The 12433-nt window shown below is 64.9% G+C and carries 14 protein-coding genes; 4 read left to right on the top strand and 10 right to left on the bottom strand.

Annotation, left to right across the window (positions count from 1 at the left end; all coding sequences use genetic code 11):
- Nucleotides 1–13: 13 nt before the first annotated feature.
- Both YH64_RS02680 and YH64_RS02675 read right to left on the bottom strand, forming a co-directional pair.
- On the bottom strand, nucleotides 14–895 hold the full coding sequence (locus YH64_RS02680; protein WP_046804029.1) for an ABC transporter permease: 882 nt from the start codon (nucleotides 893–895) through the stop codon (nucleotides 14–16).
- A gap of 1 nt (nucleotide 896) precedes the next feature.
- Entirely contained in the window at nucleotides 897–1967 is a 1071-nt protein-coding gene (locus YH64_RS02675; RefSeq protein WP_046804030.1) for an ABC transporter ATP-binding protein, read from the bottom strand.
- Here YH64_RS02675 and YH64_RS30320 point away from each other — a divergent pair.
- Together YH64_RS30320 and YH64_RS02670 are read left to right on the top strand one after the other, a co-directional pair.
- The gene (locus tag YH64_RS30320; protein WP_221935888.1) at nucleotides 1961–2182 is read left to right on the top strand and encodes a hypothetical protein; all 222 of its coding nucleotides are present in this window, start codon (nucleotides 1961–1963) and stop codon (nucleotides 2180–2182) included. The genes YH64_RS02675 and YH64_RS30320 overlap by 7 nt on opposite strands.
- Nucleotides 2182–3024: an IclR family transcriptional regulator gene (locus YH64_RS02670; protein ID WP_104142370.1), complete on the top strand. Its 843-nt coding sequence runs from the start codon at nucleotides 2182–2184 to the stop codon at nucleotides 3022–3024. Before YH64_RS30320 ends, YH64_RS02670 begins: the two co-directional genes overlap by 1 nt.
- Before the next feature lie 118 nt (nucleotides 3025–3142).
- Here the strand turns inward: YH64_RS02670 and YH64_RS02665 are convergent, their stop codons facing one another.
- Entirely contained in the window at nucleotides 3143–4306 is a 1164-nt protein-coding gene (locus YH64_RS02665) for an alpha-hydroxy acid oxidase (protein ID WP_046804031.1), read from the bottom strand.
- A 209-nt stretch (nucleotides 4307–4515) separates the two neighbouring features.
- Nucleotides 4516–5412 carry a phytanoyl-CoA dioxygenase family protein gene (locus YH64_RS02660; protein ID WP_046804032.1) on the bottom strand — a complete coding sequence of 299 codons (897 nt, stop codon included), beginning with the start codon at nucleotides 5410–5412 and terminating at the stop codon, nucleotides 4516–4518.
- A gap of 158 nt (nucleotides 5413–5570) precedes the next feature.
- Between YH64_RS02660 and YH64_RS02655 the strand changes: the two genes are divergently transcribed.
- Nucleotides 5571–5867 (top strand): acylphosphatase, encoded by a 297-nt coding sequence (locus YH64_RS02655; RefSeq protein WP_046804033.1) that lies wholly within the window; start codon nucleotides 5571–5573, stop codon nucleotides 5865–5867.
- Nucleotides 5868–5986: 119 nt separating this feature from the next.
- Here YH64_RS02655 and YH64_RS02650 read toward each other — a convergent pair whose 3' ends face one another.
- The 6 genes from YH64_RS02650 to YH64_RS02625 all read right to left on the bottom strand — a co-directional run bounded on the left by YH64_RS02650 (nucleotide 5987) and on the right by YH64_RS02625 (nucleotide 11307).
- Nucleotides 5987–6892, bottom strand: coding sequence for an EamA family transporter (locus YH64_RS02650; protein ID WP_046804034.1), 906 nt, complete (start codon nucleotides 6890–6892; stop codon nucleotides 5987–5989).
- Nucleotides 6893–6993: 101 nt separating this feature from the next.
- Nucleotides 6994–8052 carry a low specificity L-threonine aldolase gene (locus YH64_RS02645; RefSeq protein ID WP_046804035.1) on the bottom strand — a complete coding sequence of 353 codons (1059 nt, stop codon included), beginning with the start codon at nucleotides 8050–8052 and terminating at the stop codon, nucleotides 6994–6996.
- A 5-nt stretch (nucleotides 8053–8057) separates the two neighbouring features.
- Nucleotides 8058–8792, bottom strand: coding sequence for an amino acid ABC transporter ATP-binding protein (locus tag YH64_RS02640; RefSeq protein WP_046804059.1), 735 nt, complete (start codon nucleotides 8790–8792; stop codon nucleotides 8058–8060).
- A 33-nt stretch (nucleotides 8793–8825) separates the two neighbouring features.
- Nucleotides 8826–9515 carry an amino acid ABC transporter permease gene (locus YH64_RS02635; protein WP_046804036.1) on the bottom strand — a complete coding sequence of 230 codons (690 nt, stop codon included), beginning with the start codon at nucleotides 9513–9515 and terminating at the stop codon, nucleotides 8826–8828.
- Nucleotides 9516–9524: 9 nt separating this feature from the next.
- Complete coding sequence (locus YH64_RS02630) at nucleotides 9525–10307, bottom strand: amino acid ABC transporter permease (protein WP_046804037.1); 783 nt, start codon at nucleotides 10305–10307, stop codon at nucleotides 9525–9527.
- Between the two features lie 88 nt (nucleotides 10308–10395).
- Nucleotides 10396–11307 (bottom strand): amino acid ABC transporter substrate-binding protein, encoded by a 912-nt coding sequence (locus YH64_RS02625; protein WP_046804060.1) that lies wholly within the window; start codon nucleotides 11305–11307, stop codon nucleotides 10396–10398.
- A gap of 171 nt (nucleotides 11308–11478) precedes the next feature.
- Between YH64_RS02625 and YH64_RS02620 the strand changes: the two genes are divergently transcribed.
- Nucleotides 11479–12411, top strand: coding sequence for a LysR substrate-binding domain-containing protein (locus tag YH64_RS02620; protein ID WP_082134415.1), 933 nt, complete (start codon nucleotides 11479–11481; stop codon nucleotides 12409–12411).
- The last annotated feature ends 22 nt before the right edge of the window (nucleotides 12412–12433 follow it).

Below are 12433 nucleotides of genomic sequence, written 5' to 3'. Positions count from 1 at the left end.
GGTTCCTTGTCGGCTAGCCCAGGCTGCGTCGGTAAGAGCGTTCGACAACGCGGTTGTACGCCATCATGATGATGACGTTGAGCACCAGCAGCACGATGGCGATGGCCGCGCCCAGCGGCCAGTTCAGCTCGGTCAGGAATTCGTCGTACACGACGGTGGCGACCATCTTCAGCCGTCGTCCGCCCAGCAGCGCGGGGATGGCGAACGAGCTGGCCGACAGGCCGAACACGATCAGGCTGCCCGACAGGATGCCGGGCATGGCTTGCGGCAGCACGATGCGCGTCAGCGTCTGAAAGCGCGATGCGTTCAGCGACAGCGCGGCGTGCTCGACGGTGGGATCCAGCTTTTGCAGCGACGTCCACACGGGGATGACCATGAAGGGCAGCATCACGTGCACCAGGCCGATGATGACGGCGGTGGGCGTGTACAGCAGCGGCCCCATGCCCAGGGCGGCGGCCGCGCGACCGATGGCGCCGCCTGGTCCCAACAGCATGCTCCAGCCGAACGCCCGCACCACCAGCGATATCAACAGGGGCGACAGCACGACCAGCAAAAAGATGGACCGCCACGGCTTGCCCATGCGGGACAGGATGTAGGCTTCGGGCGCGCCGATCAGCACGCAGATCAGCGTGGTGACGCCGGCGATCCAGAAAGTGCGCCAGAAGATCTCCAGGAAGTAGCTGTCGGTGACCACGGCCAGATAGTGTTCGAACGTGTGGCCGGGCAAGATGCCCGCGCCGTAGTCGAACGGCCGAAACGACAGCACGAAGGTCAGCGCCAGCGGCGTCAGCACCAGCGTCAGAAAAACAATGGCCAGCGGGATGGAGCCCAGAATGGCCAGCAGGCCATCATTGCGCGGCTTGGGGCCGGTGGCGGCTTGAGTCAGCGTCGCCATGTCAGGCTGCCTTTTCCACGGCAGGCGCGCGCAACACGCGCAGTACGCCCTCGGCCCAGTCCAGCCCGATGGCCTCGCCATCGTCATGCGGGCGGCGGCCGTCGTTGGGCGTCAGCACGGTCAGCGCCCCCACCGGAGAATCCAGGTCGTACATCCACTGGCTGCCCAGGAAGTAGCGCGTGCTGACCACACAGGCCAGCTTGCCCTGGCCGGCGGGCACCGGCACCAGTTTTTCGGGGCGCAGCGACAGCTGCACGTTGTCGCCGTGGCGCAGGCCTTCGCCGTCGACCAGCACCCGCAGCGCGCCAGTTTCGATTTCGGCTTGCGCGCCGCAACGCGTGACGCGGCCAGGCAACAGGTTGGTCTTGCCGACAAAGCGCGAAATGAATTCGGTTTGCGGATGTTCGTACATGCGAAACGGCGCGTCCACCTGTGTGGCGCGGCCGTCCTGCATGACCACGACGCGATCGCTGATCGACAGGGCTTCGGCCTGGTCGTGCGTGACCATCACGGTGGTGGTGCCGATCTTCTTCTGGATGCCGCGCAATTCAAACTGCATGTCTTCGCGCAGCTTGGCATCCAGGTTGGACAGCGGCTCGTCCAGCAGCAGCACGGGCGGGCGGATGACCAGCGCGCGGGAGAGCGCCACGCGCTGGCGTTGGCCGCCCGAAAGCTCGCGCGGATAGCGGTCTGCGTGCTTGTCCAGCTTGACCAGCGCCAGCGCCTCGCGCACGCGTTCCGCGCGCTCGGCGCGTTCCACTTTGCGCATCTTCAAGCCGAAGGCCACGTTGTCGGCCACGGTCAGGTGCGGAAACAGGGCGTAGCTTTGGAACACGATGCCCAGGCCGCGCGTGTTGGGCTTGGCATGGGTGATGTCGCGCCCATCCAGCGTGATGACGCCCTGGGTCACGTCGGCAAAGCCGGCGATCATCTGCAAGGTGGTGGTCTTGCCGCAACCCGAGGGGCCGAGCAGTGAGACGAACTCGCCCTTTTCAACGGTCAGGTTCAGGTCGGAAACGACGCGCAGGTCGCCGTAGTTCTTCGAGACGTTGTCCAGCCGCAAAAATGACATTTTCCAAACCCCGTCGCCCGATGCGGGCGTTGTGCCGCGCGTTGGCCCGGTTACCCGGCGCGTTAGCGGCTTATCGATGGGGCAGTCTAGGAGTTGCCAAAATACATGGTCAATTAGGGTTTTCCGAACAATCGAATTTATCGGCTGTTATTTCCGTTCATAAGAATTTACTGCTACAAATGATGCTGGATATTTTGTTTATCGGAATTCAATAATGAAGAAAACTGAGACAGCGGACGATTCCAGCGGCCAGGGGGTCTTGCAACGTGCGTTTGCGGTGCTGCGCGTGTTGGCCGATGCCAAGGGTGAAAAGCTGCGGCTGACCGACATCGCCGCGCGTACCGGCCAGGCGCAGGCCACGGTGCATCGCGTGCTGCAAGGCTTGATGCAGGAAGGCGTGGTGGAGCAGCCCGCGCAAAGCAAGGGCTATCAGCTGAGCGTGGCTTTCTTTGCACTGGCAGCGGCAGCAGGCACGCATCAATCCAGCTTGCGCACGCTGTATCGCCCGGCGATGCTGCGGCTGTCGGGCATGCTGAACGACACCATTTTTCTGCTGGTGCGCAGCGGCTTTGACGCGGTCTGCGTGGACCGGGTGGACGGGGCTTTTCCGGTGCGTTCGCATACCGGCGACATCGGCGGGCGCGTGCCGCTGGGCATGGGCCAGGGCGGCCTGGTGCTGCTGGCCAGCTTGCCGGAGGCGGAACGCGAAGAGGTCATCCGCTTCAACATTCCCCGGCTGCACCATCTGGGTTTCGTCGATGAAATCTCGATGCGGGTGCGCATCCAGGAATGCCAGCAATTGCAGTACGCGCGCAGCCAGGGGCAGGGCGTGTTTCCGAATATCGCGGGGCTGGCGGTGCCGGTCCAAGACCGCAACGGCGTCACGGTGGCGGCGCTGAGCGTGGCCGCCCCCATCGAACGCATCAACGACGAGCGCCTGCCGCTGATCGTTGAGATGCTGCGCCGGGAGGCCGACGCAGTGGGCGCCCAGATCAATCCCTTCGACCCGGCGTTGCGGCGGCCCAGCCAGTACCTGGGCGCCGGCAACGGCGCGTAGTCCGCGTCGTGCGCGGTGCGCTTGGTGTGCGGGGTGCGCGAGGTGCCGGGTATGTAGGTAGGGGGCCGCCGCGAACGGCGGTTCAATCACATCGCATGGCGCGCACAGGCGCCGCGTCTCAGGTCGGGTACGTGCCGGGCAGCAGGATGCTGCGGTCGCCCACTTCAAGATTACGGCGGCCGCACAGCGCCATCGTCGTATCCATTTCCTTGTAAAGCAGCTCCAGCACGCGGGTCACGCCCGCCTGGCCGTACGCGCCCAGGCCGTACAGGAAGGCGCGGCCGATCATTGTGCCGCGCGCGCCCAGCGCCACCGCCTTCAGGATGTCCTGGCCGGAACGGATGCCGCCGTCCATCCAGACTTCGATCTTCGAGCCCACCGCATCGGCAATCGACGGCAACGCCGCGATCGACGACATGGCGCCGTCCAGCTGGCGCCCGCCGTGGTTGCTGACGATCAGCGCATCGGCCCCGCTATTGGCGGCCAGGTGCGCATCTTCCACATCCAGGATGCCCTTGATGATGAGCTTGCCGCCCCAGCGCTGCTTGATCCATTCCACATCGTCCCAGCTCAGGCGCGGGTCGAATTGCTCGGCCGTCCAGGAGGACAGCGACGACAGGTCGCTGACGCCCTTGGCGTGGCCGACGATGTTGCCGAACGTGCGGCGCTTGGTGCCCAGCATGCCCATGCACCAGCGCGGTTTGGTCGCCAGGTTGATCAGGTTGCGCAGCGTGGGCTTGGGCGGCGTCGACAGGCCATTCTTGATGTCCTTGTGGCGCTGGCCCAGGATCTGCAAGTCCAGCGTCAGCACCAGCGCGGTGCAGCCGGCGGCCTTGGCGCGGTCGATCAGGTTGGCCACGAATTCGCGGTCGCGCATCACGTACAGCTGGAACCAGAACGGCTTTTTGGTGGCCTCTGCCACGTCTTCCAACGAGCAGATGCTCATCGTGGACAAGGTGAACGGCACGCCGAAATCCGCCGCCGCCTTGGCCGCCAGGATCTCGCCGTCGGCATGCTGCATGCCGGTCAGGCCGGTGGGCGAAATCGCCAGCGGCATCACCACGTCATGGCCCACCATCGTGGTGCGCAACGACCGGCCTTCCATGTTCACCGCTACGCGCTGGCGCAGCTTGATCTTGTGAAAATCGCTTTCATTGGCGCGGTAGGTGCCTTCGGTCCAGGCGCCGGAATCGGCGTAGTCGTAGAACATGCGCGGCACGCGCTGTTGCGCAATGGCGCGCAAATCTTCGATGCAGGTGATCGTAGAAAGGTTAGCGGTCATGAGAGGTCTGAGGAGTGATAGAGGTGCGCCAGCTGCGTTTCGTATTTTTAGAATCTGGAGCCGCCGGCTGCGGGCGGCCTCGCCGCAACGCCTGGGTAACAGGACCTGCGGCGCCGCCCAGTATACGCGCCGAGGCCGGCAAGCGCTGCTTGCCGGCCCCGTTCGCCCCCCCTCTGACCGGGGCTCTTTCGGCCCCCTGTCCACCCAAGCTATCGCGGCCAGACCTTGCTGACCGCGCGGATCGTTGCCCACGCCACCCAACGCGGGCTGGTCAGCCGCGCGCCCGGCAGCCGGCGCATCACATCCACGGCCAGACCGCCGCGCTTGTGCCATTGTTTTTTACGCGTCTGGCTGTCGGTCCAGCGGCCTTCCAGCCACGGAAATTCACGGCGGCCCGGCTTGTAGACCGGCGGCGTGTTGTAGATCAGGATGTACGCCAGACGCGGCGACGGCGACGTATTCGGCCCCGTGAAATGCAAGGTGCGCGCGTCATGCACGGTGATGCCGCCCGGGTCCAGCGGTTCGGCCACGGCCTGGTCGCGGCGAAAGTCGCCGCAGCATTCCAGTGGATGCAGGCTCTTGTCGCCGCCGGGCGAGCGGTGTTCCAGCACATCCCATTTGTTGGACCCGGGGATGAATTGCATGCAGCCGTTTTCCACGGTTGCCGGTTGCAGCGCCAGCCAGATGCTCAGTTCGTTGTAGACAAAGTCGGGCGAACGGAACGCCTCGTCCTGGTGCCACGGCGTCTCGGGGCCGAACGGGCCGGGCTTGAGCAGGGCGTGCTCGCCATACAGCGCCGCCTCTTCGCCCAGCAGTTGCCGCGCCAGGTCCAGCGTGCGCTCGTGGTAAGTCGTCTTGAGCAGACCGGGGGCATAATGACGCGGATCGTGCAGGCTGGGAAACTTGGCGGGCTTGGACGGGTCGTCCCGGCTCACAAAGTCGTACTGCGCACCCTCGTTGTATCCCGTCTTGTTGGCGAACAGGTCCAGCAGGGTGCGGCGGATATAGCCCACCTCGTCCTGCGGACACATGTCCTTCAGGGCCAGGTAACCCTGATCCCTGTAGCGCGCTGTCTCAGCTTCCGACAACAAACTGGTCTCTTCCATAATGGCTTCTCCAAGCTCTGGTAGCGGGTGTTCCCGTTGGCACGTTTTGACATGAGCACTAACGTATCGCTTCGATGCCCATGGGGCCTATAGACCATCCGCTGTAGCCATATCCGCCTATTCATCCCATTGGCGGCGCATCATCCGAAGGAAAATCCATGCAAGACCCTAAAACCGACCCCCATATCGAAACCGTTCTTGTGTCAGTCAGCGGCACGGTGCAAGGCGTGGGGTATCGCCACGCGACCGTGCGGCGCGCTCATATGCTGGGTGTGACGGGCTGGGTGCAGAACCTGCTGGACGGCACGGTCGAAGCCCTGGTGCAGGGCACGCCCGACCAGGTGGACCACATGCTTGAGTGGCTGCGGCGCGGCCCGCCGGGCGCCTCGGTAGAAGAAATCACGACGCGCCGCGAGTACACCGACAAGCGTTACATCCGTTTTGAGCAGGTGTAGGCAACAAATCCGGGTCGCCGTGAAGGGCTAGTCCGGCCGGCCGAGGGATGAGTGTTGCATTACCGGGTTTGGCAGGCCGGAGGGGCGGGGTTGTGACCCGTTCCGGTCACGGGTTTCGATCACCGGTTCCGCAGCCAGCGCCCGCCCACCTGGTTAATGATCAGCCCGGTCAGCACGCCGGCCGCCCCCAGCCATTGCAACGGCTGCAACTGCTCGCCAAAGGCCATCGACGCCGCCCACAGGCCCACTACGGGCACCAGCAGCGAAAATGGCGCGATCTTGGCGGCGGGGTGGCGGGTCAGAAGGCGGGTCCACAGCGTGTAGGCCACCAGCGTGGCCAGCACCGCCAGGTACAGCACCGACAGCGCCTCGCCCCAGCCCATGCCGGTAATCATGCCCACCACCGGCTCCCAGCCGTCGATCAGCACGGCCAGCAACAGGAACGGCAGCACCGGCGCGGCGCTGCTCCAGGCGATGAACGCAAAGGGGTCGTAGCCGGGCGCCTTGCGGCTGGCCAGCCGCACGATCATGTTGGACGCCGCCCACATGAACGCGCCCCCCAGCGTCAGCGCAAAGCCCAGCATCGTCATCTGGCCCGGCCCCTCGCCGCGCCCGCCGGCGATCACGGCCAGCCCCAACGCGGCCACGCCCAACCCGATCCAGTGATGCCGCCGCGCCCGCTCGCCCAGCACGGGCGCAGCCAGCAGCAAGGTGAAGAACGCCTGCGTCTGGATGACCAGCGAAGCCATGCCGGCCGGCATGCCGAATTTCAGCGCGGTGAACAACAGGCCGAATTGGCCCAGCCCCTGCACCAGCCCGTAGGCGGCGATCCAGTGCCACGGCAGCTGTGGCCGGCGCACGAAAAGGATCAGGGGGAAGGCGGCCAGCGCGAACCGAAGCGCGCCCAGCATCATGGGGGACAAGCCCCGCATGCCGACCTTCATGACAACAAAATTAAGACCCCAGATGACCACGACCGCCAGTGCGCAGAAATAGTCTTTTCGGGTGAGATGAGTCGTGGACATGCGGCATTATCGCACCGCCGGAAGGTGCCGGCGGCGTCGATAAACACGAGTTTTCCAGCGCAATTTTCAGCGCCGGACCGTGGGGTTTTTTCAGCGCCTTTTCAGCGTTTTTTCAGCACTGCCGCAAAGGCTTGCACCGCGGTGTCGATGTCCTCGTCCTCGATGTGGCGATGCGTCACGCAACGCAGCCGCGTGCGGCCCCACGGGCGCGTCAGCAGCCCTTCGGCCTGCAAGGCGGCGACCCACTGCGTATTGGTCATGCCGGAATCTGCCGTCTCGACCTGCACGATGTTGGTTTGCGGCACCGTAGCCGACAGGGCCGGCGCCAGGCGGTTGATGCCGTCGCTCAAGCGGCGCGCGCGCACGTGGTCTTCAACCAGCCGCCCCGTCATCGTCTGCACCCCTTCCAGGCCGGCCGCCGCCATGATGCCCGACTGGCGCTGCGTGCCGCCCAGCATGCGGCGCAGCGTGCGCGATTTGGCGATCACGGCCTTGCTGCCCGCCAGCACCGCACCCACCGGCGCGCTCAGACCCTTGGACAGGCACAGCGACACCGTGTCGGCGTACTGCGTGATCTCGTCGGCGGGAACGCCCAGCGCCACGGACGCATTGAACAGGCGCGCACCGTCCAGGTGCACGGGGATACCGCCCGCCTGCGCCATGCCATGCACCGTGCGCATATGGTCCAGCGGCAGCACCGTGCCGCCGGCGTTGTTGTGCGATGTTTCCATCGCCACCAACGACGTCTTCAAGCGGTGGCCGCCCGACAGCAACGCCTCTTCCACACGGTTCAGGTCCATCGCGCCGTCCGTGCCGGACACGCCTTGATAGAACAAGCCGGTGAAGGTGGCCGCGCCGCGCTCCGACGTGTACATGTGGGCCGACGATTCCAGCACCACCTGTTCGTTGCGCTGGGTCTGCGCCAGCACCGCCAGCAGGTTGGCCATGGTGCAGCTGGGCACGAACAGCCCGGCCTCCTTGCCCAGGAGTGCCGCTACGTGCGCTTCCAGCGCGCGCACCGACGGGTCGCCATCCAGGCCGTCATCGCCAATCGGCGCGGTACGCATGCGCTCGTACATAGCCGCGGTGGGGTGGGTGACGGTGTCGCTGCGCAGGTCGACAGGCACGGTCTGATTGTCGGCGGGAGTCCGCTGGGTCATGGGAATCAATGCTGCAAAATTTTGGAAAGAAATTGGCGCGTGCGCGGGGCACGCTCCTCGACATTGCCGAAGAATTCGTCCTTGACGCAGTCTTCGACAATCTTGCCGCCGTCCATGAAAATCACACGGTCGGCAACGCGGCGGGCAAACCCCATTTCGTGGGTCACCACCATCATCGTCATGCCTTCGCTGGCCAGGTCCGTCATGACGTCCAACACTTCGTTGACCATCTCGGGGTCCAGCGCCGAGGTGGGTTCGTCGAACAACATGACGACCGGGTCCATCGACAACGCACGCGCAATCGCCACCCGTTGTTGCTGGCCGCCCGACAGTTCGCCGGGATGCTTGTCCTTGTGCGCCGACAGGCCCACGCGTTCCAGCAGCGTCAGCGCCCGCGCGCGGGCCTCTTGCTTGCCGCGCCCCAGCACTTTGGTCTGGCCCAGGCACAGGTTTTCGGTCACCGACAGATGCGGGAACAACTCAAAGTGCTGGAACACCATGCCGGCCACCGAACGCAGCTTGGGCAGGTTGGTGCGCGGGTCGCCCACCGAAATGCCGTTGACCACGATGTCGCCCTTTTGAAAGGGTTCAAGCGCGTTCACGGTCTTGATCAGCGTGGACTTGCCCGAGCCGGACGGCCCGCACACCACCACGACCTCGCCCTTGCCGACTTTCGTCGTGCATTCATCCAGCACCTGAAAGGAGCCGTACCACTTGCTGACCTGGTTGATCTCGATCATCGGGGTATTCGGAAACAGTTGCATCGTTAAACCCTATCGCAGCACGCGGGTGCGCTTTTCCAGCAGTTTGACCAGGCGGGACGCCGTGAAGCAGATCACGAAATACACCACCGCCACGAACAGGTAGAGCTCGACCAGGCGGCCATCGCGCTGGCCGATCTTGGAGGCCGCGCCCAGGAAGTCGGTCAGCGACAGCACGTAGACCAGCGAGGTGTCCTGGAACAGGATGATCACGCGGGTCAGCAGCGCCGGCACCATGTTGCGAAACGCCTGCGGCAGCACCACATAACGCATGCCTTGCCACGGCGTAAGTCCGATGGCCATGCTGGCCGAGACCTGGCCACGCGCAATGGACTGGATGCCCGCGCGCATGATTTCGCAGAAGTACGCGGCCTCGAACATCGTGAACGTGATGACCGCGGAATTGAACGCCCCCACGCGCAGCGGCGTCGGCGACCCGACCACCCACGCCGCCATGTACGGCACCAGGAAATAGAACCAGAAGATCACCAGCAAGAGCGGGATGGAACGCATCACATTGACGTAGATGCCCGCCGGTACCGACAGCAGCTTGAAGCGCGACAGCCGCATCATCGCCAGCACCGTGCCCAGCGCCAGGCCCATCACGGCGGCCAGCGCCGTCAGCGTCAAGGTGAACGTCATGCCCGTCTGGAACAGGTAGGGCAGTGCGGTCCCGATGACGTCGAAATCAAATTTACCCATCGCGATCCCCTACCGGCCCAGGCCGGCGGTATTGACGGCGACCGGGCCGCTCTTGCTGGCCGCGCCGATCAATCCGGGCACCGCGATATGCCGCTCAAGCTGGCGCATGCCCAGCACGACCATGCCGTTGAGGATCAGGTAGATCACCGTCGCGGCGGAAAACGCCTCGAAGATGTGGAAGGTGAATTCCTGCATGGACCGCGCCTGGCCGGTCAGCTCCAGCAGGCCGATGGTCAAGGCCACCGACGAATACTTGATGGTGCCCATGAATTCCGAGGTCAACGGCGGCAGCACGATACGGAACGCCTCGGGCAGGATGATGTAGCGGTACACCTGCACCTCGGTCAGCCCCAGCGCGGTACCCGCCTGGAACTGGCCGCGCGGCAACGACTGGATGCCGGCGCGCAGCTGCTCGGCCACACGAGCCGACCCATAGAAACCCAGGCACAGCACGGCGGGCACAAATTGCCCCCAGGGTTGCGGCATCTGCTTGATCGCCAAGCCCCAGGCATGCGGCAGCAATTCAGGCAGCACGAAGTACCACAGGAACATCTGCACCAGCAGCGGCACGTTGCGAAACAGCTCGACGTAGGTCGCGCCCAACACATTCATCACGCGCGATTGCGCCGTGCGCATCACGCCCAGCCAGGACCCCAGCAACAGCGAAAAGACCCACGCCGTCAGCGCCAGCGCCAGCGTCCAGCCCACCCCGATCAGGATGGTTTCCAGGAAGGTGTGCACGCCGTCCGGCGACATCTCCAGGAAGACGCTCCAACTCCAGTTGTAGTTCATGCCCGTGCCCTAGATGGCGGCGCCGGTCACGGCGCCTTGCCCCAAAACCGCCGCGGGACGCCTGGGCGTCCCGCGGACTACCTGCTGTTTACTCGTACGCCTTGGGGTCACCCGAATCGGTCGGGTTGGCCAGCGCGCGCTTGAGCGCGTCGCTCATCGGGTACTTCAGGTTGATCTGCTTCGGGGGAATCGGCGAATTGAAGTACTTGTCGTAGATGGCGGCGACCTTGCCGGTCTTGATCAGGTCGAGCACGGCATCGTCCACCACCTTCTTGAAGGCGGGGTCGTCCTTGGGTTCCATGATGCCGTAGGGCGCCATTTCCAGGCCCTTCTTGCCGATCACGAACGCGTCGGGGTTCTTGGACGAAGCCACGGCGCCGTACGCGATGCCGTCATCGTTGGCAGAACCCGCGGCACGGCCCGATTCCACCATCAGGATGGTTTCGGCGGTGTCCTTGGTGGGCGCCATCGTGATGCCCAGATTGCCCTTGGCGTTCAGCCCGGAGATCAGGCGGAAGGTCTGGCCACCGGCCTGGGCGGCGATGGTCTTGCCGCGAAACGATTCCAGGTTGTTGGGATCGACGCCGCCATCCTTGCGCGCCACCAGCACCACCTGCGCCACGAAGGTCGTGGGCGCGAACGACACCAGCTTGTGGCGGTCCAGGTTGTTGGTGGTGTTGCCGCATTCCAGGTCGATGGTGCCGTTGGCCAGCAGCGGGATGCGCGTGGCCGAGGTCGTCGGGTTGTAGCGCACGTCCAGCTTGGGCAGCTTCAACGCGGCCTGGATATGCTTGGCCACTTCCTGGCAGATCTCCACCGTGTAGCCGATCGGCTTCTGGTTGCCGTCCAGATACGCAAACGGCACCGAGGTCTCGGGGTGGCCCAGGGTGATCACGCCGGTTTCGCGGATCTTGTCCAGACGGCTGGGGCCTTCGGCGTGGGCGGTGGCCGCGCTGCCCAACAGGGCGGCAGCGACGGAGATCGCGGCAAATGCTTTCATCTGATTCCCTTGGCGCCGTGCAATCGGCGCGTATTTGTATTCACGATCGGCGGCACCGGTTTGGCCGGCGTCCGCCACGTCCCGCGATGAGCCCCGCGGCTGGCAAAAAGTATCAACTAGCAGTATGGTTTTATCCAGTTCCAATCAGGTATTCCTCTATACGGATTTGATATGGCCATTCCACGGATGGGCTTAAGACACATCGAGGCCTTCCGAGCCGTCATGATGACCGGCTCGATGACGGCCGCGGCACGGCGCGTGCACACCTCGCAGCCGCACGTTAGCCGCTTAATAGCGCAATTGGAAGCGATCACCCAGTTTCCCTTGTTCGACCGCAATGGCAGCCGCCTGAGCCCTACGCAAGACGGCTCGCGCTTCTTTCAGGAGGTGGAAAAAACCTTTATCGGCCTGGCCGGGCTGGAGTCGGCGGCAGCCAGCATCCGCTCGTTCAGCGCCAGCCGCCTGAGCGTGGCGGCCATGCCCCGGCTGGCCGGCGGCATGCTGGCGCGCATCGTCGCCGCCTTCAAGACCGAGTACCCGGACGTGATGGTGTCCATCCATTCGGGCAGCGCCAGCGCGGTGCATAACTGGATCAGCTCGGGCTTTTGCGACACGGGGCTGGCGATGTTGTCGGGCGACAGCCCGGGCATCCAGGTCGAACCCGTGCTGACGATGAGCTGCGTGGCGGTGCTGCCCAAGGGGCACCGGCTGACCAAGCTGAAAAAGCTGAAACCCGCCGACTTCGCGGGCGAGCCCTTCATCGCCTTTCCCAGCGCCACGCCGCTGCGCGAGAAGATCGACGCCGTCTTCAAGGCCGCCAAGGTGGAACGGCAGACCGTGGCCGAAGCGGGGCTGGGCTCGTCGGTATGCGCGCTGGTGGGCGCGGGGCTGGGCGTGGCGCTGATCAACCCCTTGGCCGCGCGCGAAGAGTACGAGGCCAACGGCGTGGAAGTGCGCCCGTTCAGCCCGTCGGTGCCGGTGACGGTGGCGCTGCTGTACCCGCCGTATCACACGCGAACGCGGCTGGTCAGCGTGTTCTCACGGTATGCGCATCAGTTGATGCAGGAAGAGATGGCGGATCTGAAGGCGCGGCCGGCGCGGTAGTAGGGGCTGTGGAGCGACGCGC

Origin of the sequence: Achromobacter sp. LC458, from assembly GCF_001005835.2 — a bacterium.
Taxonomy (GTDB): Bacteria; Pseudomonadota; Gammaproteobacteria; order Burkholderiales; family Burkholderiaceae_B; genus Achromobacter; species Achromobacter spanius_B.
The sequence above is the reverse complement of the archived record's forward strand: the minus strand, read 5'-3'. Positions and strand labels throughout refer to the sequence as shown.

What these genes read in the sequence shown, in the direction of transcription:
- YH64_RS02635 (WP_046804036.1), bottom strand. Translation starts at nt 9,515, where the DNA reads ATGGGTAAATTTGATTTCGACGTCATCGGGACCGCACTGCCCTACCTG.
- YH64_RS02660 (WP_046804032.1), bottom strand. Translation starts at nt 5,412, where the DNA reads ATGGAAGAGACCAGTTTGTTGTCGGAAGCTGAGACAGCGCGCTACAGG.
- YH64_RS30320 (WP_221935888.1), top strand. Translation starts at nt 1,961, where the DNA reads ATGACATTTTCCAAACCCCGTCGCCCGATGCGGGCGTTGTGCCGCGCG.
- YH64_RS02620 (WP_082134415.1), top strand. Translation starts at nt 11,479, where the DNA reads ATGGCCATTCCACGGATGGGCTTAAGACACATCGAGGCCTTCCGAGCC.
- YH64_RS02675 (WP_046804030.1), bottom strand. Translation starts at nt 1,967, where the DNA reads ATGTCATTTTTGCGGCTGGACAACGTCTCGAAGAACTACGGCGACCTG.
- YH64_RS02650 (WP_046804034.1), bottom strand. Translation starts at nt 6,892, where the DNA reads ATGTCCACGACTCATCTCACCCGAAAAGACTATTTCTGCGCACTGGCG.
- YH64_RS02640 (WP_046804059.1), bottom strand. Translation starts at nt 8,792, where the DNA reads ATGATCGAGATCAACCAGGTCAGCAAGTGGTACGGCTCCTTTCAGGTG.
- YH64_RS02670 (WP_104142370.1), top strand. Translation starts at nt 2,182, where the DNA reads ATGAAGAAAACTGAGACAGCGGACGATTCCAGCGGCCAGGGGGTCTTG.
- YH64_RS02655 (WP_046804033.1), top strand. Translation starts at nt 5,571, where the DNA reads ATGCAAGACCCTAAAACCGACCCCCATATCGAAACCGTTCTTGTGTCA.
- YH64_RS02680 (WP_046804029.1), bottom strand. Translation starts at nt 895, where the DNA reads ATGGCGACGCTGACTCAAGCCGCCACCGGCCCCAAGCCGCGCAATGAT.
- YH64_RS02645 (WP_046804035.1), bottom strand. Translation starts at nt 8,052, where the DNA reads ATGACCCAGCGGACTCCCGCCGACAATCAGACCGTGCCTGTCGACCTG.
- YH64_RS02665 (WP_046804031.1), bottom strand. Translation starts at nt 4,306, where the DNA reads ATGACCGCTAACCTTTCTACGATCACCTGCATCGAAGATTTGCGCGCC.
- YH64_RS02630 (WP_046804037.1), bottom strand. Translation starts at nt 10,307, where the DNA reads ATGAACTACAACTGGAGTTGGAGCGTCTTCCTGGAGATGTCGCCGGAC.
- YH64_RS02625 (WP_046804060.1), bottom strand. Translation starts at nt 11,307, where the DNA reads ATGAAAGCATTTGCCGCGATCTCCGTCGCTGCCGCCCTGTTGGGCAGC.